The organism is Streptomyces sp. MAI_2237, assembly GCF_054189285.1.
This window is the reverse complement of sequence record NZ_JAJPGQ010000003.1, coordinates 422,386-442,367: the sequence shown is the minus strand read 5'-3', so window position 1 is coordinate 442,367 and position 19,982 is coordinate 422,386. Positions and strand designations below refer to the sequence as shown.

At 72.9% G+C, this 19,982-nt stretch carries 17 protein-coding genes; 9 read left to right on the top strand and 8 right to left on the bottom strand.

Translation table 11 applies throughout. The features are described from left to right. Nucleotides 1–2 precede the first annotated feature (2 nt). The 3 genes from LN251_RS12195 to LN251_RS12185 form a co-directional block, all read right to left on the bottom strand. Entirely contained in the window at nt 3–1,646 is a 1,644-nt protein-coding gene (locus LN251_RS12195) for a DNA repair helicase XPB (protein WP_458244463.1), read from the bottom strand. Nucleotides 1,647–1,701: 55 nt separating this feature from the next. Beyond that, the gene (locus LN251_RS12190) at nt 1,702–2,601 is read right to left on the bottom strand and encodes a UTP--glucose-1-phosphate uridylyltransferase (protein WP_458244462.1); all 900 of its coding nucleotides are present in this window, start codon (nt 2,599–2,601) and stop codon (nt 1,702–1,704) included. A gap of 80 nt (nt 2,602–2,681) precedes the next feature. Further along, the gene (locus LN251_RS12185) at nt 2,682–5,189 is read right to left on the bottom strand and encodes a helicase-associated domain-containing protein (protein ID WP_458244461.1); all 2,508 of its coding nucleotides are present in this window, start codon (nt 5,187–5,189) and stop codon (nt 2,682–2,684) included. A gap of 133 nt (nt 5,190–5,322) precedes the next feature. Here LN251_RS12185 and LN251_RS12180 point away from each other — a divergent pair, with 133 nt between their 5' ends. Together LN251_RS12180 and LN251_RS12175 are read left to right on the top strand one after the other, a co-directional pair. Then, nucleotides 5,323–6,321, top strand: coding sequence for a hypothetical protein (locus tag LN251_RS12180; protein ID WP_458244460.1), 999 nt, complete (start codon nt 5,323–5,325; stop codon nt 6,319–6,321). Between the two features lie 75 nt (nt 6,322–6,396). After that, on the top strand, nt 6,397–7,047 hold the full coding sequence (locus LN251_RS12175) for an HAD family hydrolase (protein ID WP_458244459.1): 651 nt from the start codon (nt 6,397–6,399) through the stop codon (nt 7,045–7,047). On the opposite strand, the gene LN251_RS12170 is transcribed toward LN251_RS12175, so the two are convergent. Next, a complete protein-coding gene (locus tag LN251_RS12170; protein WP_058924653.1) occupies nt 7,026–7,274 on the bottom strand; it encodes a hypothetical protein in 249 nt (82 codons plus the stop codon). The genes LN251_RS12175 and LN251_RS12170 overlap by 22 nt on opposite strands. A 164-nt stretch (nt 7,275–7,438) precedes the next feature. Between LN251_RS12170 and LN251_RS12165 the strand changes: the two genes are divergently transcribed. Together LN251_RS12165 and LN251_RS12160 are read left to right on the top strand one after the other, a co-directional pair. After that, nucleotides 7,439–7,822, top strand: coding sequence for a cold-shock protein (locus LN251_RS12165; protein ID WP_058924654.1), 384 nt, complete (start codon nt 7,439–7,441; stop codon nt 7,820–7,822). A gap of 18 nt (nt 7,823–7,840) precedes the next feature. After that, on the top strand, nt 7,841–8,362 hold the full coding sequence (locus LN251_RS12160; protein WP_458244458.1) for a hypothetical protein: 522 nt from the start codon (nt 7,841–7,843) through the stop codon (nt 8,360–8,362). A 55-nt stretch (nt 8,363–8,417) separates the two neighbouring features. Here LN251_RS12160 and LN251_RS12155 read toward each other — a convergent pair whose 3' ends face one another. The 4 genes from LN251_RS12155 to LN251_RS12140 form a co-directional block, all read right to left on the bottom strand. Next, on the bottom strand, nt 8,418–9,269 hold the full coding sequence (locus LN251_RS12155) for a 1,4-dihydroxy-6-naphthoate synthase (RefSeq protein WP_458244457.1): 852 nt from the start codon (nt 9,267–9,269) through the stop codon (nt 8,418–8,420). Beyond that, nucleotides 9,259–9,960 carry a futalosine hydrolase gene (locus LN251_RS12150; protein ID WP_458244456.1) on the bottom strand — a complete coding sequence of 234 codons (702 nt, stop codon included), beginning with the start codon at nt 9,958–9,960 and terminating at the stop codon, nt 9,259–9,261. The genes LN251_RS12155 and LN251_RS12150 overlap by 11 nt, the downstream gene beginning before the upstream one ends. Then, nucleotides 9,930–10,442: a DUF2771 domain-containing protein gene (locus LN251_RS12145; protein WP_249835828.1), complete on the bottom strand. Its 513-nt coding sequence runs from the start codon at nt 10,440–10,442 to the stop codon at nt 9,930–9,932. Before LN251_RS12145 ends, LN251_RS12150 begins: the two co-directional genes overlap by 31 nt. Before the next feature lie 61 nt (nt 10,443–10,503). Then, on the bottom strand, nt 10,504–11,928 hold the full coding sequence (locus LN251_RS12140) for an MFS transporter (RefSeq protein ID WP_458244455.1): 1,425 nt from the start codon (nt 11,926–11,928) through the stop codon (nt 10,504–10,506). A 334-nt stretch (nt 11,929–12,262) separates the two neighbouring features. Between LN251_RS12140 and LN251_RS12135 the strand changes: the two genes are divergently transcribed. The 5 genes from LN251_RS12135 to LN251_RS12115 all read left to right on the top strand — a co-directional run bounded on the left by LN251_RS12135 (nt 12,263) and on the right by LN251_RS12115 (nt 19,979). Further along, nucleotides 12,263–13,189 carry a DUF3027 domain-containing protein gene (locus LN251_RS12135; protein WP_458244454.1) on the top strand — a complete coding sequence of 309 codons (927 nt, stop codon included), beginning with the start codon at nt 12,263–12,265 and terminating at the stop codon, nt 13,187–13,189. A gap of 686 nt (nt 13,190–13,875) precedes the next feature. Then, complete coding sequence (locus tag LN251_RS12130; RefSeq protein ID WP_458244453.1) at nt 13,876–16,995, top strand: sacsin N-terminal ATP-binding-like domain-containing protein; 3,120 nt, start codon at nt 13,876–13,878, stop codon at nt 16,993–16,995. 186 nt (nt 16,996–17,181) lie between these two features. Further along, a complete protein-coding gene (locus tag LN251_RS12125) occupies nt 17,182–17,961 on the top strand; it encodes a calcium-binding protein (protein ID WP_458244452.1) in 780 nt (259 codons plus the stop codon). Nucleotides 17,962–18,008: 47 nt separating this feature from the next. Next, on the top strand, nt 18,009–18,944 hold the full coding sequence (locus tag LN251_RS12120) for a hypothetical protein (RefSeq protein ID WP_458244451.1): 936 nt from the start codon (nt 18,009–18,011) through the stop codon (nt 18,942–18,944). A 162-nt stretch (nt 18,945–19,106) separates the two neighbouring features. Continuing rightward, a complete protein-coding gene (locus LN251_RS12115) occupies nt 19,107–19,979 on the top strand; it encodes a hypothetical protein (protein ID WP_458244450.1) in 873 nt (290 codons plus the stop codon). Nucleotides 19,980–19,982 lie beyond the last annotated feature (3 nt).

The window sequence follows — 19,982 nt, the reverse complement described above, 5'->3', positions numbered from 1 at the left end:
CCTCAGCCCTCCGCCAGGATCTCGTCGGCGTCCATGATCCGGTAGGCGTACCCCTGCTCCGCGAGGAACCGCTGCCGGTGCGCGGCGAAGTCCTGGTCGATGGTGTCCCGGGCGACCACCGAGTAGAAGTGCGCCTGGTGGCCGTCGGCCTTCGGCCGCAGCACCCGACCCAGCCGCTGGGCCTCCTCCTGGCGCGAACCGAAGGTGCCGGACACCTGGATCGCGACCGTCGCCTCCGGCAGGTCGATGGAGAAGTTCGCGACCTTCGACACCACGAGCACGCTGATCTCGCCCTCGCGGAAGGCGTCGAAGAGCTTCTCGCGCTGGGCGTTGGAGGTCTCGCCCTTGATGACGGGCGCGTTCAGGTGCTCGCCCAGCTCGTCGAGCTGGTCGATGTACTGACCGATGACGAGGATCTGCTGCCCGGCGAAGCGGCGTACCAGCGCCTCGGTGACCTTCCGCTTGGTCGCGGTCGTCGCGCAGAAGCGGTACTTCTCCTCCTGCTCGGCAGTGGCGTACGCGAGCCGCTCGGAGTCGGTGAGGTTGACCCGGACCTCCACGCAGTCGGCCGGGGCGATGTAACCCTGCGCCTCGATCTCCTTCCACGGAGCGTCGAACCGCTTGGGTCCGATCAGCGAGAACACGTCCGACTCACGGCCGTCCTCGCGCACCAGGGTCGCCGTCAGCCCGAGCCGGCGCCGTGCCTGGAGATCGGCGGTGAACTTGAACACCGGAGCCGGCAGCAGGTGCACCTCGTCGTAGACGATCAGCCCCCAGTCCCGGGAGTCGAACAGTTCCAGGTGCGGATAGACGCCCTTCCGCTTCGTCGTCAGCACCTGGTACGTGGCGATGGTGACGGGCCGGATCTCCTTGCGGGTCCCGCTGTACTCGCCGATCTCTTCCTCGGTCAGCGAGGTCCGCTTCACCAGCTCGTGCTTCCACTGCCGGGCGGAGACGGTGTTGGTGACGAGGATCAGCGTCGTGGACTTGGCCTGCGCCATCGACCCGGCGCCCACCAGCGTCTTGCCGGCCCCGCAGGGCAGCACGACGACCCCGCTCCCGCCGTGCCAGAAGTTCTCCACCGCCTGCTTCTGGTAGGGCCGGAGCGCCCAGCCGTCCTCGGCGAGCTCGATCGGGTGCGCCTCGCCGTCGACGTACCCGGCGAGGTCCTCGGCCGGCCAGCCCAGCTTCAGCAGGGTCTGCTTGATCTGCCCGCGCTCGGAGGGGTGCACGGCGACGGTGTCGGGGTCGATGCGGGCGCCGACCAGCGGCGCGACGCGCCTGGAGCGCAGCACCTCCTCCAGCACCGGCCGGTCGGTGGTGGTCAGCACCAGGCCGTGCGCGGGGTGCTTGCTCAGCGTCAGCCGGCCGTAGCGGTCCATCGTCTCGGCGACGTCCACGAGCAGCGCATGCGGCACCGGGTAGCGGCTGAACTGCACCAGCGCGTCGACGACCTGCTCGGCGTCGTGCCCGGCGGCACGCGCGTTCCACAGCCCCAGCGGGGTCATCCGGTAGGTGTGGATGTGCTCGGGCGCCCGCTCCAGCTCCGCGAAGACCGCGATGGCACGACGGCACTCGTCGGCCTGCTCGTGGTCGACCTCCAGGAGCAGGGTCTTGTCCGACTGGACGATGAGAGGACCGTTCACCTACGCACTTCCCTTCCGCACGGCCAAACGTCCAGTGTGCCTCAATCGCGGGCGATCAGGGCCGGTCGGCCGGGGGCTCCGCCAGCCGGCGCAGGTGCGGGCCGTACTCGGGGTCGGCGAGGGCGTGGGCGAACTGGGCTGTCAGATAGGCCAGCGGGTTGCCGGTGTCGTACCAGCGGCCCTGGATGACCTGGCCGTAGGCGGCCTTGGTGGCGGCGTAGGCGTTGATGGCGTCGGTGAGGTAGATCTCGCCGGTGCGGTGCTTGTACCAGGCGCTGGTCTGCTTGCGCAGTTCCTCGACGATCCCCGGGGTGATCACGTAGCCGCCGATGGCCGCGTAGGCGGAGGGCGCGTCCTGCGGTTCGGGTTTCTCCACCAGGCCGGTGATGCGCAGCAGCCCGTCGCCGAGGTCCTCCTTGACGCGGGGGACGCCGTAGCGCTGGGAGTCGGCCGGGTCCATGGGGAGCAGGGCGAGGACGGGGCAGCTGGTGGCCTCGTAGGCGCGGATGAGCTGCTGGGCGCGCGGGACCTCGGCGACGAAGACGTCGTCCGGCCACAGGACGAGGATCGGTTCGTCGCCGACGTTGCGGGCGGCGTTGAGCACGGGGGTGCCGTTGCCGTACGGGCCGTGCTGGTCGAGGTAGGTGATGTGGCCGCGCCGGGACAGTTCGGCGACCTCCTCCACGGCGTCGGCGTAGGCCGTCTTGCCGTCCGCCCGCAGCTGGGCGACGAGCGCGGGATTCGGCCGGAAATGGTCCTGGATCAGGCCCTTGCCGCCGGAGACGACGATCGTGATGTCGGTGATCCCGGACGCGACCAGCTCGCGCACGGTGTGCTCGATGACCGGCTTGTCGCCGACCGGCAGCATCTCCTTCGGGATCGCCTTGGTGAGGGGGAGCAGGCGGGAGCCCAGCCCGGCGGCGGGGATGACTGCGCGGCGGATCGTCGTGGCCATGGGGTCCGTCCCTTTCGTCGGTCGTGCTCCGTCAGGACACTGCGTCTGCCGGGCCGCGCGGAGGCATGCGGAGGTCGGGTTCACGCCTCGTCGGCGAGTTCGGCCACCCCCGTCACCCGGTGCAGCGGGTACGTGCGCACCTCGTCCGCGGTGTGGTCGTACGCCGTCACGAAGCCGCCTTCGACGCGGATGGGGGCGATGACGCGTTGGCTGGCGGCGCCCTCGGCGTTGACGTAGCCGATCCACAGCGCCTCGCCGGTCAGTACGGCGGCCTGCATGGTGGCGAGGGTCTCGGCGGAGCCGGTGCGGGGCAGGTCGCCGCCGGCGAGCGGGGCGGCCGTGGGCTTGCGCGGGGCGGTGGCGGCCAGGTCACCGGCTCGGATGGCGCGGATCGCGGCCGCGAGCAGGGTGGCGTCCGGGGTGGGCGGCCCGTCGGGGACCGGCTCGGGGGGTGTGCGCGGCGGGGTGCGGTGGGCGTCGGCGCGGGTGATCAGGACGTCGCCCTCGGCGGACTCGGCGGCCGGCGCGAAGCCCATCGCGCGCAGGCCCTCCAGCAGGGCGGCCGGATCGGACTGGGTGGCGAGCACGGTGGGGGCGAGGCGGCGCAGGCGCAGGGCGGCGGCCCGCTTGTCGGCCATGATCTCGTTGAGCAGGGCGTCGTCGTCGCAGCGCACGTACGCCGAGGCCGCGCCGACCCTGAGGTGCCCGTGACGGCGGGCCACGTCGTCGATGAGGTAGGTCAGCGGCTGGGGGACCGGCGTGCGGGAGTGCGCGGCGAGGAAGGCGTGCAGGTCGGCGGCGGTCTGCCCGGCGTCCAGGGCGCGGCGCACGGAGCCGGGCGTGAACCGGTAGACGGTCGCCCCGCCCTTGGACTCGACGTCCGCGAGCACCCCGAGCATGGCGGCGAGCGGCCGCTGCAGCGGGCCGGGCGCCACGGCCGTGAGGTCGGCCTGGAGCAGCACGTGGTCGAGGGGCTCGGGCAGCAGCGGGGCGAGCAGCCGGGCGGCGGCCGCGGAGGCGACGGCCTGTTCGGCGGGGGAGAGGGGCTCCACGACGACCGGCGTGTGGTGCACGGGGAGCTTGTCGCCGGGGCCGGAGGGCTCCGCCGCCTTGTCGGCGGCGGGTGCCGGGGCCCCCAGCAGGGCCCGGCCGTGGGCGGAGAGCGCTCCGCGCCCGGTCACCCCCAGCAGCTCCGCCTCCGACAGCGTCCAGCGGGCGAGCCGGGCCCGCAGGTCGTCCTCGCGGCGCTGCGGGCGCTCCCAGGCCAGGCGGGCCAGCACCGACTCCGCCGACGGCACCGCGCCCTGGGGCAGTCCGGCCAGCAGGGTCAGCACCCGGTGGCGCACCTCCGGCGCGGCGGACCGGTCGAGGCCGGGGCCCAGCGCCGACAGCGTGCGGTCCTTCGCGTCCCGCCCGCCCACCAGCCCCGCCGTCCGCGTCGCCGTCAGCCACGCCTCCGCGAGCCGGGTCCAGCGCAGGTCGGCGGGCTGCTGAAGCCACTCGTCGTGCGCCGGGGTCGCCGCGAACCGCTCGTCGGCCTCCCCGTCGGACGCCAACAGCCCGGCGGCGTAAGCGAGTTCGACCCAGAAGGCGGCGACGGGCTCGGCGACGTCGAGGGCGACGGCGGTCCGCTTGAGGTCCCGCACGCTCAGGCCGCCCGCGCGCAGCACGGCGGGGCCGCCCTCGTCCCAGTCCTTGAGCAGCTCCTCGACGGTGGCCAGCGCGGTGTACGCCTGACCGGCCGCCGTCGTGTCCACAACCTGTGGACGGTGCACGGCCGTCGCCTCCAGGGCGGGCGGCATCGGTTCGGTCGTGCGGTGCGCGCGGCCCGAGCGCAGATGCAGGGCCACCTCACGGGGCAGCACGACCGTGCCGGGCGCGGTGGGCAGCAGCAGCCCGCGGTCCAGCAGCCAGCGCAGCCGGGGCGCCGGGTCGGCGGTGACCTGGCCGTACGGCGGCCCCCACACCAGCCGGTCCAGCACCTCGCGGGACTCCGCGGGCGCCTCGGCGAGCAGGGCGGCCATGCGCGCGCGGTCGCTGAACAGGCCGGCCAGCGCGGCGACGGCGGAGACCGAGTCGTGCGTCGTGGCCAGGCCCGCCTTCGTCACGATCTCCTGGACACGGCCCGGCGACATGCCCGCCGTGGCCTCCTGCACCGTGGGCCCGAGCCCCGTCGGGGACGGGTGCTGCGGAGAGGGCGCGAGCAGCTCGCGGGCCGTCCGCACCAGCCGCAGCCGCTCGTCGTCGCCCCACACCAGCGCCTGCGCGCGCAGGGTGCCCAGGGCCCGGGGGAGCGCGGCGGCGACGGCCGGCTCGCCCCGGTCGCCGGTCATCAGGCCGAGCAGTTCCCCGTACGACGCCGGGTCCCCGGCGACCGCCAGCGCCTGCGCCGTCTGCAGCGCGAACCGGTCCAGCCGTTCCAGGGCGCGCACGACCGAGGCCCGGGTGCCAGCCCGGGTGGCCAGCTGCGTGAGATCGGTGGGCACGGGGGTGATGAGATCGGGGCGGGCACGCAGCAGCTCCGACAGGGAGGCGTCGTCCCTGAGCCGGAGCGCCTCTGCGAGGGAACGTGGGCCGGGGGTGCTCATCTGACCCACGTTAGCGGGTACGAGATGGGGGCGTTCCGCTACGAAAGGGGCGGACAGGCGGAGAACGGGGTGTTCACCTGCGCTACCGTCGTCGCGACGGGGTATCCAACGCACCCGCCCCGGAGGGGACTTCGTGGGTATCGAGAGCGACAAGGTCGTCTACGAGTATCTGAGCCGTGTCGGCGACGTGGCGCAGCAGCGGCAGTTGCCCTCGGCCGCCCGGATGCGGCTGGTCTCGGAGCTGCGCAACGAGATCGACCGGCGGCGGGCCAGGGCCACCGTCGACAGCCCGGCCGCGGTCCGCCGGATCATCAACCGGCTCGGCAGCCCCGACGAGGTCGTCACGGCGGCCGGTGCCACGCCCTCCGCGGGAGCCGACGCCACCCCGACGCACGTGCCGGTGCAGCGGGAGGACGAACCGGCGGCGGAGGAACCCCGCAAGGGTCTGCGCCGGGTCGTGCCCCGCCCGCGCCCGAGCGGACCGGTGCCCCTGGACAAGCCGTCCGCCCCCTCCGACGCACCCACCCCGCCGCACCTCGCCGGCGCGCACGAACTCGGCGGCAGCGCGACCCGGCCCGACTGGTGGCGGGTGGACAGCGCCCGCTTCGGCGACAGCCTGCCTCCGGGGTTCACCGGCGGTGTGGAGATCCCCGATCTGCTCAGGGCCCCGCGCCCGCAGGAGGAGCGGGAGCCGGAGCCCGCGGCCGAGAAGACCGTGGAGCCCGTGCCGGAGGCCGTGCCCGAGGCCGTGGCGCCCGTCGCCGCCCGCCGCCGGTTCCATCCGCTCCCCTCCGGCCGCTGGAGCAACCCGCTCCTGCTGATCGCCGCCGGACTGCTCGTCGCCGGCGCGATCCTCGGGAACTGGTTCGCCCTGCTGCTCGGCTGGCTCATCGCCTACGCCTCCCGCCGCCTGACGCAGAACGAGTCCAAGTGGGCGGTCGTCGGCATGCCGGGCCTCGCGGTGACGGCGGGAGTGGTGTGGCTGTGGGGCCGCAACGACGGCCGCTGGGGCGACCCCGTCGCGCAGGGCCACATGAACGACGCGATCTCCCAGACCTGGCCGTGGGTGGTGCGGGGCGCGGCGGTGCTGTCGGCGCTGTACGTCGTCTGGCGCTCGCAGCGCAAGGCGTAGGCGTGCGGACGATGTACGTGTAGGTCACACCGGGCGGACGCCCGGCCGTCGTACGGGCCCGGCACAATGGCCCATATGGCCACCACGACCCAGCCCGCCCTCACCGTCGGCTTCGACCTCGACATGACCCTCATCGACTCCCGGCCCGGCATCCACGCCTGCTACCGGGCGCTGTCCGAGCGGACGGGGACGTACATCGACGCCGACCTCGCGGTCACCCGGCTCGGGCCGCCGCTGGCCGAGGAACTGGTCAACTGGTTCCCGGCGGAGCGCATCGCGGAGATGGCCGATCTGTACCGGTCGATGTACCCGGCGATCGCGATCGCCGCGACGCCCGCGATGACCGGCGCGCGCGAGGCCGTCGACGCGGTGCGGGCGGCCGGCGGACGGGCGATCGTCGTGACCGCCAAGTACGAGCCGAACGCCCGGCTGCACCTGGAGCACCTCGGCATCCGGCCCGACGAACTGGTCGGTGACCTGTGGGCCGAGGGGAAGGCCCTGGCGCTGCGCGAGCACGCCGCCGGGGTCTACGTCGGCGACCACACCGGCGATGTGCGCGGTGCGCGCACGGCCGAGGCCCTGTCGGTGGCCGTGGCGACCGGGCCGTGCAGCGCGGAGGAACTGACGGCGGCGGGGGCCGACGTCGTCCTCGGGGATCTCACGGAATTCCCGGCCTGGCTGGCCGAATACGACCGGTCCGGCTCCTATCGGCCCGCCCGCGCCTGACGCCGCCCGGCGGCGATCGAACGCAGCACTCCGGCGGCGGCGATCAGGAAGCCGACACCCATGAGCATGCTCAGTCCGAACATGAACGTGGGAAATGGTTTCGCGTGCAGAAGCAGTGGAGCCACCGTGACCAGAGTGGCCACGGCGCCGATGAAGAACACGATGGCTCCGGCACGGATCAGTCGGTCACCGGGCGCGGCGGAATTCGTTTGGGTTTTGTCACGCACCGGACCAGGGTAGTTCCCAGCGCGAAGGAACAACCCGGCGACGTCTTGTCACCCGCCTGAAGACCATTAGCCTTGGTACCGGCGGGTCCGTGACGACCCGCCCGAGTGCTATCAAGAGCCGTTTCCGAAGCAGTTTTCCGACGAGTACGAGGACGAGGACAGACGTGCCTACCGGCAAGGTCAAGTGGTTCAACAGCGAGAAGGGCTTCGGCTTTCTCTCCCGTGACGACGGCGGTGACGTCTTCGTCCATTCCTCGGTCCTTCCCGCCGGAGTGGAGACGCTCAAGCCCGGTCAGCGAGTCGAGTTCGGCGTGGTCGCCGGACAGCGCGGTGACCAGGCCCTTTCGGTGACGGTTCTGGACCCGACCCCGTCGGTCGCGGCGGCCACCCGCAAGAAGCCGGACGAACTGGCCTCGATCGTCCAGGATTTGACGACTCTTCTCGAGAACATCACGCCGATGCTCGAGCGGGGCCGCTACCCGGAGAAGACCGCCGGAAAGAAGATCGCCGGTCTGTTGCGCGCGGTCGCCGACCAACTCGACGTGTAACACCACGGACCGGCCGGCATGGGCGAGATACGGACCGACTCCGGCGCCGGGGCCACCACCGGGGCCCCGTCCGCCGAGCTGCTCGAACGCATCCGGCGGCAGCGCCGCCAGACCCTGGAGCTGGTCACGGTGTCCGCCCTCGGCCTGGTCCCGTGGACGATCCTGCTGTGGTTCACGCTGCCCAGCGGCTACACGGTCCGCCAGTGGCGCACGGCCTGGGTCGGCTTCGACGCCCTGCTGGTGCTCTCGATGGCGAGCACCGCCGTCCTGGGCTGGCGCCGCCACCGCGCGGTCGCCGTGGCGGCCACCGCGACCGCGGCCCTGCTGCTGTGCGACGCCTGGTTCGACGTGTCCTTCGCGCTGGGCACGCCGGACGTGTGGCTCTCGGCGGCCCTCGCGGTGGTCGTGGAGGTCCCTCTGGCCGTCTTCCTCCTGCGCAAGGTCCTCTCCATGCTCTCCCTGGCCCACTGGCCACCCCGCACTCCGTTGGGAGACGGTGACCAGGAGGCCCTCAAGGGGCGCGGGGAACGGCGCGACTAGCCCCGGCGAACCCGCGGCCGCCGGACGGCCCGCCGCGGCACCCCGGTGGGCGCCGTCAGGGAAACTCCAGCGCCTCCGGTCCCAGCGCCGGTACCAACCCCTCGGCCGCCGCCCGCGTGAGCAACCCCCGTACCGCCGCGTACCCGTCGTCGCCCAGGTCCGCCGTGAACTCGTTGACGTACAGCCCGATGTGCTGGTCGGCGACGGCCGGGTCCATCTCCTGCGCGTGCTCCATGACGTACGGCCGCGACACCTCGGGCGCGTCCCACGCGGCCCGCACGGACGTGCGAATGGACTCGGCCAGCGACTGAAGCGTCCGCGCGCCCAGCGACCGCTTCGCGATGATCGCGCCCAGCGGGATGGGCAGCCCGGTGGTGTCCTCCCAGTGCTCGCCCATGTCCGCGAGCTTGTGCAGCCCGTAGTTCTGGTACGTGAAACGCGCCTCGTGGATGACGAGCCCGGCGTCGACCTTCCCGTCCCGCACGGCGGGCATGATCTCGTGGAAGGGCAGGACGACGATCTCGCCCACCCCGTCCGGCAGGGTGTCCGCCGCCCACAGCCGGAACAGCAGGTACGCCGTCGACCGCTCGCTCGGCACCGCCACCGTGCCGCCGCTCAGGTCGGCCCCCGGCTCCCGCGTGAGCACCAGCGGCCCGCAGCCCCGCCCCAGCGCGCCGCCGCACGGCAGCAGGGCGTACTCGTCGAGGACGTACGGCAGCACCGCGTACGACACCTTCAGCACGTCGAACTCGCCGCGCTCGGCCATGCCGTTGGTGACGTCGATGTCGGCGAAGGTCACGTCGAGGGCGGGCGCGCCGGGCACCCGGCCGTGGGCGAGGGCGTCGAAGACGAAGGTGTCGTTCGGGCAGGGCGAGTACGCGATCCGCAGGGGCTGCTCACTGGTCATACGGGTTCCAACTCTCCAGGACGGGCCCGAGCTTCCCGAAGGCCGCCGTCAGGGCGGCGAGGGCGTCGCCGATGCGCCAGGCGGCGCGGTCGCGCGGGCCGACGGGGTTGGAGACCGCCCGGATCTCCAGCACGGGCACATGGTGGGCGGCCGCCGCCTCGGCCACCCCGAAGCCCTCCATCGCCTCGGCGAGCGCACGAGGGTGGCGGGCGCGGAGCTCGGCGGCCCGCTCGGCGGTGCCGGTGACCGTGGAGACGGTGAGGACGGCGCCGGGGCGTGCGCCGGTCGCGCTCACGATGTCTCGTACGAGTGCTTTCGGCGGACGGTGGGTGACGGTCCCGAAACCGAGCTCCGTCACCGGCACGAACCCGTCGGCCGTCTCGGCCCCGAGGTCGGCCGCGGTGATCTCGTCGGCGACGACCAGCGAGCCCACGGGCCCCTCGGGCGGGAAGCCGCCGGCGATGCCGGCCGAGACGACCAGGCCGTAGGGGGCGCCTTCCAGGGCTGCGGTGGTCAGCGCGGTCGCGGTGGAGGCGGCCGCGAGGGCGGGCCCCACCCCGGCGGCGATCACCGTCACCGCGTCACCGGCGAACGCCCCGGCCACCGCGTCCCGTTCGACCGGGACGGCGGTGGCCACCAGAACACGTACGGCAGACGTGATCAGTCGTCCTTCTTCAGCTTGAACGACCACAGGCCCGTCACGCCCGTGCCGCTCTTCTTGCCGTCGCCGGCCTTGATGGACACGAGCGTGGAGTTGCCCGTGGCGCCGTACTGCTGGTTGAAGAAGACGCTGCCGGGGATGGTGCGGTAGGTCTTGTCGCTGTCCTCCGTGAGCGGCTGACCGTTCATCAGGATCGTCCACCGCTTGTCGGCGATCTTCGGGTCGACGCCGAAGCGGACCGTCTCGTCGGGGTCGACCTTGATGGACTTGATGTCGGAGTCCTTCAGGCACTTCGCCAGGTCCATGGCGTTCAGGTTCTTGCTCTCACCACCGCACGTGGCCTCCGAGCTGACCGAGGAACGGCCGACCGTGACCGTCGACAGCGGGGTCGGCTTGTCGCAGGCCGACAGGACGAGCAGTCCGGCGGAAACGGCGCCGGCGGCGGCGACGGCACGGCGGCGTCGCACAACGGCGCGGACATGTGCGGCTCCGCCGCGTGGCATGGAGGTCATGGCGGAAGGCTATAGGGAGCGCCTGACGCTCTCCTTACCTGGGGTGCGACGTGCCTGTGTGTTACGCCACGCGGGGCTTCGTCCCGCCCCCGTGCCGGGCCGAGCTCAGCAGCCCCCGCACCGTCGTCAGCCACCCCGCGGCGAGGACCGCGGCGGCCAGGCACAGCCCCGCCGTGCCGTTGAGCGGCATCACGATGCCGATCGCGCCGCCCAGCACCCAGGCCATCTGCAGCATGGTCTCCGAGCGCGCGAACGCCGAGGTGCGCACCAGCTCCGGCACGTCCCGCTGGATCAGCGCGTCCAGGGACAGCTTGGCCAGCGCCAGGCAGAAGCCGGTCGTCGCTGTGAGACACGCCACGAGGAACGCGCCGAAGAAGATCGCCGCGACGATCGCCGCGCCCAGCACCACGGCCAGCACGGTGACGATGATGATCTCCGGGGCCCGCTGCCGCAGCCACGCCCCGACGGCCGTGCCGAGCGCGTTGCCGGCTCCGGCCGCGACCGCCACCATGCCCAGCGACACGGCCGCGCTGGAGCCGGTCAGCGGGTGCTCGCGCAGCAGGAAGGCGAGGAAGAAGGTCAGGAAGCCGGACAGCCAGCGCAGGGCGGCGTTGGCGCCGAGCGCGTGAGTGACCGCCATGCCGACGGTCCGCAGGCCGGGCCGCTTGACGGGCTGCCGGTGCGGGCCGTGCAGGTGCGCCTCGTCCGCGGCGAGCAGCGCGATGTCCTCTCCCTTGGCCGAGTCGACCTTGGGGGCCAGCGTGAAGGACAGGAACATGCCCCAGATGTAGATCACGAAGGCGCCGTAGAGCGGCCAGCGCGGTCCGATGGCGTGCAGCCCGGCGCCGATGGGGGCGGCCACGCCGGTGGCGAGGAGACCGCCGAGGGTGACCCGGGAGTTGGCCTTCACCAGCGAGAAGCGGGGCGGAAGCAGCCGGGGCACCACGGCACTTCTGACCACGCCGTACGCCTTCGACGCGACCAGCACGCCGAGCGCCGCCGGATACAGCTGCAGGCTGCCCGTGGAGACGGCACTGGCGATGATCAGCGCGAGCAGGGCACGGGCCAGCATGGAGGCCGCCATCGCGGCGCGGCGGCCGTGCGGGAGCCGGTCCAGGAGCGGTCCGATGACAGGGGCGAGCACGGTGAACGGCGCCATCGTGATCGCGAGGTAGAGCGCGACGCGCCCGCGGGCCTCGTCCGTCGGCACCGAGAAGAAGACGGTGGAGGCCAGCGCGATGGTGATCATCAGATCGCCGGCGCCGTTCACGGCGTGCAGTTCGATCAGCTTGCCGAGACCCGACTCGCCCGCGCCGTGCGCGTGCGTGGCCCGTCTGATGCCCCGGGCGGTCCCGGTCACCGGAAAGTGCAGGGCACGTCCGACGGCGCGGACGGACCCGCCGAACCGGCCCGAACCGCCACCACGACTGCTGCCCTTGATCCCACCGGCCCTGGTGGCTCCTTGGGGCGTCCTTGCGGCTGCCACTCCGTCATAGTGCCCCGAGAAAGCCGTGTGTAGTGCGGTTACCGCGCGTATGGCCGCGTACTTCGCGCGTCGCGGGACCATCGCGGGACGAGTGGACGGGGCCAAACGTCCCGTCGGTGTAGGCCAGGAGGTCGCGAGAAGGTAGCGTGCGTAGCGCGTCGTGGCGAACGTTCTCGGCCGCGCGCCTCAACGACATCCCGCAGAATGGATGCATGAGGTGCGCCCGAGCGCGATCGGGCGTGGACGTCGACGCGGTCCTTCGGTCCGCTCCGTCCGCTCCCGCCGCCTTCAGGCCGGCGCACCCGAGTGACGGCGTAGGAGAGAAGCGATACCTGTGAGCGCAGCGACAACGCGAAGCCGCACCCCCGACCGCCTGTGTGCCGAGGCCGTCGACCTCGCCCGCGCCGCCGCCGAGGAGGCCGCCGCGCCCGGTGTGGTGGGGGAGCACTCCGGACTGGTCTCCGAGGGAGACCGGGTCGTCACGCACTTCTTCGAGTGCAAGGAGCTCGGGTACCGCGGCTGGCGTTGGGCGGTCACGGTGGCGCGCGCGTCCCGCGCGAAGATCGTGACCCTGGACGAGGTCGTGCTGCTGCCCGGTCCCGACGCGCTGCTCGCCCCGGAGTGGGTGCCGTGGAGCGAGCGGCTGCGCCCCGGCGACATGGGGCCCGGCGATCTGCTGCCCACCGACGCCGAGGACCTGCGCCTGGAGCCCGGCTACTCCGGCGAGGACGAGCCGCCGCCGCCCTCCCCGGTCTCCGAGGAGATGGCGGAGCTGGTCGAGGCCGAGGACGCGGAGGTCACCGGGGGCACCCCGGCGAACCTTCCGGTCGTCCCGACCCGCGGCACGATCGCGTCGGTGGCCGAGGAACTCGGCATGCGCCGGGCGCGGGTCCTGTCGCGCTACGGCCTGCACATCGCCGCGGACCGCTGGGAGGAGGCGTACGGCGCGAAGACGCCGATGGCCCAGGCGGCCCCCGCGGCCTGCGTCAGCTGCGGCTTCCTGCAGCCGATCGGCGGCTCGCTCGGCCAGGCCTTCGGCGTCTGCGCGAACGAGTTCTCCCCGGCCGACGGCCGCGTGGTCTCCCTCGCCTACGGCTGCGGCGGCCACTCGGAGGCGGCGGTCATGCCCAAGCCGCCGGTCCCGCCCCCGCCGGTGATCGACGAGACCAGGGTCGACCCCTTCCCCCTCCGCCCCTCGGCCGACTCCGGCTCGGTCTCCCTCCTCCCGGACGAGGACACGGCAGAACTGGGCCACTCCTGACCGACCGGCCCCGCCCCACTGCGCTCCAGCCCGGAGGAGGCCCTCGGCGGTCGGCCGGTGGAGTCGGCGCAATGCGGGCCGGGCAGATCACTCGGCGACCGGTCGAGTCGGCGCTGTGCGGGCCGGGGCGGTCAGACCGCACGGCGGTCGGTGGAGTCGGCGCCGCGGAAGCTGGGCCGGGCCTTCGGGGGCAGGTCGGTCGGGCTGGTGCCGAGTAGGCCGGGGCAGGCTCTCGGTGGTCGGCCGGTGGGGTCGGCGTCGTGCGGGCCGGGCAGATCACTCGGTGACCGGTCGAGTCGGCGCTGTGCGGGCCGGGGCGGTCAGACCGCACGGCGGTCGGCCGAGTCGGCGCCGTGGAGGCTGGGGCGGGCCTTCGGGGGCGGGTCGGTCGAGCTGGTGCCGTGCGGGTCGGTGCGGGCCTTCGGTGGTCGGCCGGTGGGGTCGGCGTCGTGTGGGCCGGGGCGGGCCTTCGGCGGCCGGTCGGTCGGGCTGGTGCCGAGTAGGCCGGGGCAGGCCCTCGGTGGTCGGGCTGTGGAGTCGGTGCTGTGCAGGGCCTCGGGGGGTGGTCTGTTGCTTCGGTGGAGGTTGCGGTCGGTGGAGGTCGGTTCGGCGGCCTGACCGGCCCCTGGCCGTGTCCCGTGCCTCACGGCGGTACCTTCGTGCTCACGTCGACGAGGAGAGTGAACGTGAGCAAGTTCGTGCGGCCCGCCGCCGAGGGCGCGGACCCCTTCGGGACCGCCCGTCTCAGGCGAGGCGTCCTCGATGCCTGGGCCACCAGCCCCGCCCGCTTCCGTGAGGACGCCAACGCCGAGGAGGACCTGGTCCTCGGCGGGTACCGGGACCGGCTCGTCGTCGAGCTCGCCCAGAACGCCGCCGACGCCGCGGCCCGGGCGGGAGTGCCCGGCCGGCTCCGTCTCACCCTCCGCGAGGGCGTCCTCGTCGCCGCCAACACCGGCGCCCCGCTGGACGCGGTCGGCGTCGAGTCGCTGGCCACCTTGCGCGCCTCCGCCAAGCGGGACACCGGCGAGGGCGCCGTAGGACGGTTCGGCGTCGGCTTCGCCGCCGTCCTCGCCGTCACCGACGAGCCCGCCGTGGTCGGCCGGCACGGCGGCGTGCGCTGGTCCCTCGCCGAGGCCCGTGAGCTGGCCGCCGACACCGCCCGGCACAGCCCCGGCCTCGGCGACGAGATCCGCCGCCGGGACGGGCACGTGCCGCTGCTGCGGCTGCCGTTCGCCGCCGAGGGCACCGCCCCGGACCCGTACGACACGGCCGTGATCCTCCCGCTGCGCGACGCCGCCGCCACCGACCTCGCCGAGCGGCTGCTGAACGCCGTCGACGACGCCCTCCTGCTCGCCCTGCCCGGCCTGGCGGAGGTGGTGGTGGAGACGGACACCGTCCGTACCCTCACCCGAACCGCCGACGGCCCCTTCACGGTCGTGGAGGACTCCGCCGGCGGCGCCACCCGCTGGCGCACCTCCGTCGCGCACGGCCCCCTCACCCCCGACCTCCTCGCCGACCGCCCGGTGGAGGAGCGCCTGCGCCCCCACTGGTCGGTGACCTGGGCCGTGCCCGTCGAACCCGACGGCGCTCCCGCCCGCCCGCGCACCAGCGCCGTCCTGCACGCCCCGACGCCGAGCGACGAGCCGCTGGGCGTGCCCGCGCTGCTCATCGCGTCCTTCCCGCTGGACACCACCCGCCGTCACGCCGCGCCCGGCCCGCTCACCGACTTCCTCGTGCAGCGCGCGGCCGACGCCTACACCGAACTCCTCGCCGACTGGCGGCCCGTGGGCGAGGGCATCATCGCTCTCGTCCCCGGCCCGTTGGGCAAGGGGGAGCTGGACGGCGCCCTGCGCGCGGCGATCCTGGAGCGGCTGCCGCGCACCTCCTTCCTCCCGCCGGCCCTCGAACCCGCCGGCGACGACCCTGACCTGCCCGAGTCCCTGCGCCCGCGCGACGCCGAGGTCGTCGAGGGCGCCGGCGCCGACACGGTCCGGGTGCTCGCCGAGGTGCTGCCGACCCTGCTGCCCGCCGGGCTCGAACGGCGTGTGGAGCTGCGGACGCTGGGCGTGGCCCGGGTGCCGCTGACGGACGCCGTGGACCGGCTGGCCGGGCTGGAGAAGGAGCCGGGCTGGTGGCGGCGGCTCTACGACAGCCTCGCCGGCGTCGACCCCGACCGGCTGTCCGGACTGCCCGTGCCGCTGGCCGACGGCCGCACCACCATCGGCCCCCGGCAGGTCCTGCTGCCCACCCCGGACGCGGCCCGCATCGACCCGGAGGTCCTCGCCCGCCTCGGCCTGAAGGTCGCCCACCCGGACGCCGCCCACCCCCTCCTGGAGAAGCTCGGCGCGCTCCCCGCGACCGCGCGCGCCGTCCTGACCACGCCGCAGGTCCGTGCCGCGGTCGCCGCCTCCCTCGACGACGAGGGCGGCATCGACTGGGAGCAGGACGCGCCGGACGCCGAGGAGCTGGCCGACACCGTCCTCGCCCTCGTGCGGGACGCCGGGCTGGAGCCGGGCGACGAGCCGTGGCTGGGCGCGCTGGCCCTGCACGACGAGGACGGGGAACTTGCGCCCGCGGGCGAGCTCGTCCTGCCGGGCAGCCCCTTCCACCAGGTCATGCGCGAAGGCGAACTCGCCTGCGTGGATGCCGGGTTGGCGGAGCGGTGGGGCGAACAGCCGCTGGCCGCCTGCGGTGTGCTCGCGAACTTCGCCCTGGTGCGGGCCACGGACGTCGTCCTCGACCCGGACGAACTGGAGCCGCGCGACGGAGACTTCGCCGAACCCGACGACGCGGGTCTCCTCGACGCCGTGGACGTGTGGAGCGAGGACGTCCTCGACCGTTTCCCCGACGCGCCGGTGCCGCCGGTCGCCACCGAGCTGGTCGCCGTGCGCGACCTGGACCTGGTGGACGACGACAAGTGGCCGCAGGCGCTGTCCCTGCTGGCCCGGCCGCCGCTGCGGGACGCGCTCACGCAGCCCGTGCGGATCCTGCTGCACGACGGCACGCACGAGGTCGTCCGGCCGTACACGGCCTGGTGGTTGCGTGGGCACCCGGTCCTCGACGGCCGCCGCCCCGCCGGCCTGCTGGCCTCCGGCGGCGACCCGCTGCTGCGCGGCCTGTACGACGAGGCCGACGCGACCGGCTTCGACGACGAGCAGGTGCTGCGGGCGCTGGGCGTACGGACGTCGGTCGCCGCGCTGCTCGACGAGCCGGGCGGCGCCGCCGAGCTGCTCGACCGCCTCGCCGACCCCGACCGGTGGATCACCGGCGCCCAACTGCACGCCCTCTACGGCGCGTTGGCCGAGCTGGACCCGGAGCAGGTGACCCTGCCCGACGAGCTGCGGGCCGTCGTCGACGGCCGGGTCGAGGTCGTGGACGCGGCCGACGCGGTGGTCTGCGACTCGCCCGACCTGCTGCCCTTCACCGAGGGTGTGCCGCTGCTGCCGGTGCGGCCCGCGCGGGCGGCCGAACTGGCGGAGCTGTTCCAGGTGCGGCGGCTGAGCGAGTCGGTGACGGGAGTGGTGGACTCCGAGGGCGCCGAGCACGACGTGGCGGAGTCGGTGCGGGTGCTGCTGGGCCCCCGTACCCCGTCGACGTACGTCGAACACGACGAACTCGTCGTGGACGGGGTGGCGTTGGACTGGCGGCTGACCGGCGACGGCGTCCTGCACGCGGCCACCCTGGAGGGTGTCGCCGCGGGCCTGGCCTGGGCGGCCGGCCAGTGGCCGCGCCGCTTCGAGGTGGCGGCCCTGCTGGAGGACCCGTCGCGCACGGAGGAACTGGCCCGGGACCGGTGGTTCGACTGACGCATCCCGTCGCCGCGACCGGACGTCCATGATCTCAAAAATTCCCGCACACATTCTTTACTCCCGTACAACCATTCCCTTCTCTCGTGGATCTGATCACGCGAGTCAACAGACTCTCTGATCACTTGGGCCCCGGCCGGTCGGGGGACGACCACCGTCCGGGGTCCCACTCCACGTGGGGAACACATGCGTATTCGTGCCACCGTGGCCGCCCTCTCGGGCGCCCTGGCCCTCTCCGCCCTCGCCGTGCCCGCGGCGCACGCCGACGAGGTGGAGGGCGACACCGCCATCTCGAACGTCGTCGTGAACGGCGGCAAGGCGGTCGTCGTCGGACCGACCGCGACGAAGACGATCACCGTCAGCTTCACGGTCAAGGACGCCTCCGGCGTCGACTGGGCCCAGGCCATCCTGTACCACGGGGCGAACATCGACTCGTCCGACAGCGGCGCCGTCGCCAACAGCAGCGACCACCGCGCCAGCTGCACCGCCGTCAACTCCACCACCTCGACGTGCAAGTCGACCTTCGACATGGAGCCCGGCTACAACCTGATCAACAAGGTGGCCGGCGGCTGGAAGGTCTGGGCGATCGCCACGGGCAAGGACGCGGACTACGTCCAGAAGGACAACGCCAAGTCCTTCTCGGTCCAGCGCGCCTCGAAGCTGACGGCCAACGCCTCCCCGGAGCCCGTGACCAAGGGCAAGACCATCACGGTCACCGGCAAGCTGTCCCGCGCCAACTGGGAGAGCGGCGCCTACGCCGGCTACTCCGGCCAGCCGGTGAAGCTGCAGTTCCGCAAGAAGGGCTCCAGCACCTACACGACGCTGAAGACCATCACGTCGAACTCGACGGGCAACCTGAAGACCACGACGAAGGCCACGGCCGACGGCTACTTCCGGTACTCCTTCGCGGGCACCTCGACCACCCCGGCGGTCAGCGCCGCCGGTGACTACGTCGACGTGAGGTGAACGGCGTCAACCGCCCGCACCACACCTCCTTTCATCCGAGGACACATATGCGCACTCGCACCACCGTGGCCGCCGTCTCCGGCGCCCTGGCCCTGGCCGCTCTCGTCGTGCCCGCCGCGCAGGCCGCCGACGGACCCTCGCTCGGCAAGGACGACATCGCGCGGGCCACGCAGGCCGTCAAGCAGGCCGCGCACACCAAGTCCGCCTTCACCTCGGCCACCGCCGACACCGGCACCCCGTACGCGATCAACCTCACGTTCTCCAACGTGAAGATCAACGGCGGCAAGCCGATCGTCGCGGGCGTCGCCAACAAGGTCTCCGTCCCGGTGACGTACACCGTCACCCACGACGCGGGCTTCGACGTCAACGACCCCGCCGTCTGGCTGGACGTGGAGATCTACCGAGGCTCCTTCGACGAGCCGGACAACCTGCTCTTCGGCGACGACTGGCCGACCTGCACCGACACCTCGTCGACCACGGCCGGCTGCAAGGGCACCATCGACGTCTACCCGGACGTCGACCTGGTGGGCAACGCGGACGCCACCACCTGGAAGGCCGACGGCTACGCCATCGACTGGAACGACCAGGACCCGACGTCCGACGACATCGACTACAGCAAGGTCGGCTTCGCCTCCCAGGACAACCTCGGCACGACCAAGCTGCAGCGCTACTCGAAGCTGACGGTCAACGCCTCGCCGGAGCCGGTCTACAAGGGCAAGACCGTCACGGTCACCGGCAAGCTGTCCCGCGCCAACTGGGACGACCTGAAGTACCACGGCTACACCAACCAGTCGGTGAAGCTGCAGTTCCGCAAGAAGGGCTCCAGCACCTACACGACGCTGAAGACCATCACCTCGGACTCGACCGGCAACCTCAAGACGACGACGAAGGCCACGGTCGACGGCTACTTCCGGTACTCCTTCGCGGGCACCTCGACCACCCCGGCGGTCAACGCCGCCGGTGACTACGTCGACGTGAAGTAGGCACAAAGCAGACGTGTTGGGGCGGACTTCGTCCAGGGTTCGCAACGAATTCGCAATCCCCGGACAAAGATCCGCCCCACTCGTACAACCCCCCACATCCGTAACGGATCTGATCCCGTGAGCCAACAGGCTCCACGATCACTTTCTCCAACTGGGGAACACATGCGTATACGTGCCACTGTGGCCGCCGTCTCCGGCGCCCTGGCCCTCACCGCCTTCGCCGCGCCGGCCTCGCAGGCCGCCGGCTCCGCCACCTCGTACCAGGCGGAGGCCGCGAAGGTCCTCGCCGCGCACGGCAGGACGACGTTCGGCGCCACCACCGCCACCACGGCGGCCGACCTCGGCGTCACCTTCTCCAACCTCAAGGTCGCCTCCGCGGTCAAGGTCGGCACCACGAACCACGTCAGCACCACGATCACCTACACGCTGACCCACGGCGCGAACTACGACCTCGCGTCGGACGACTTCGCCAACGGCCCGTTCCTCTACAAGGGGACGCTCGACACCCCGTCCAACGTGCTCTTCGGCGACGCCCCGGCGACCTGCACCCCGGTCACCGACACCACCGCCAACTGCTCGGGCAAGATCGACATCTACCCGGCCGACGGCGCCCTGATGAACGCCGACGCGGGCAAGTGGTCGGCCGGCGGGCTCGCCGTGCAGTACAGCACCGACGACTCCACCGTGCAGGGCGGCCTCGGCTCCACGCTGGTCCAGCGCTACTCCAAGCTGACGGTGAACGCCGGTCCCGAGCCGGTCTACAAGGGCAAGACGATCACCTCGACCGGCAAGCTCTCCCGGGCCAACTGGGAGGACAACGCCTACCACGGCTACACCAACCAGCCGGTGAAGCTGCAGTTCCGCAAGGCCGGTACGAGCACCTACACCACGGTCAAGACGGTGTACTCGGACACGTACGGCAATGTGAAGGCCACCGCCACCGCGGCGTCCGACGGCTACTGGCGCTTCCGTTTCGAGGGCACCTCGACCACCCCGGCCGTCTCGGCCACCGGTGACTACGTCGACGTGAAGTAACCC

What these genes read in the sequence shown, in the direction of transcription:
- LN251_RS12115 (WP_458244450.1), top strand. Translation starts at nt 19,107, where the DNA reads ATGCGTATACGTGCCACTGTGGCCGCCGTCTCCGGCGCCCTGGCCCTC.
- LN251_RS12120 (WP_458244451.1), top strand. Translation starts at nt 18,009, where the DNA reads ATGCGCACTCGCACCACCGTGGCCGCCGTCTCCGGCGCCCTGGCCCTG.
- LN251_RS12160 (WP_458244458.1), top strand. Translation starts at nt 7,841, where the DNA reads ATGGGCGAGATACGGACCGACTCCGGCGCCGGGGCCACCACCGGGGCC.
- LN251_RS12185 (WP_458244461.1), bottom strand. Translation starts at nt 5,189, where the DNA reads ATGAGCACCCCCGGCCCACGTTCCCTCGCAGAGGCGCTCCGGCTCAGG.
- LN251_RS12190 (WP_458244462.1), bottom strand. Translation starts at nt 2,601, where the DNA reads ATGGCCACGACGATCCGCCGCGCAGTCATCCCCGCCGCCGGGCTGGGC.
- LN251_RS12145 (WP_249835828.1), bottom strand. Translation starts at nt 10,442, where the DNA reads ATGACCTCCATGCCACGCGGCGGAGCCGCACATGTCCGCGCCGTTGTG.
- LN251_RS12125 (WP_458244452.1), top strand. Translation starts at nt 17,182, where the DNA reads ATGCGTATTCGTGCCACCGTGGCCGCCCTCTCGGGCGCCCTGGCCCTC.
- LN251_RS12175 (WP_458244459.1), top strand. Translation starts at nt 6,397, where the DNA reads ATGGCCACCACGACCCAGCCCGCCCTCACCGTCGGCTTCGACCTCGAC.
- LN251_RS12155 (WP_458244457.1), bottom strand. Translation starts at nt 9,269, where the DNA reads ATGACCAGTGAGCAGCCCCTGCGGATCGCGTACTCGCCCTGCCCGAAC.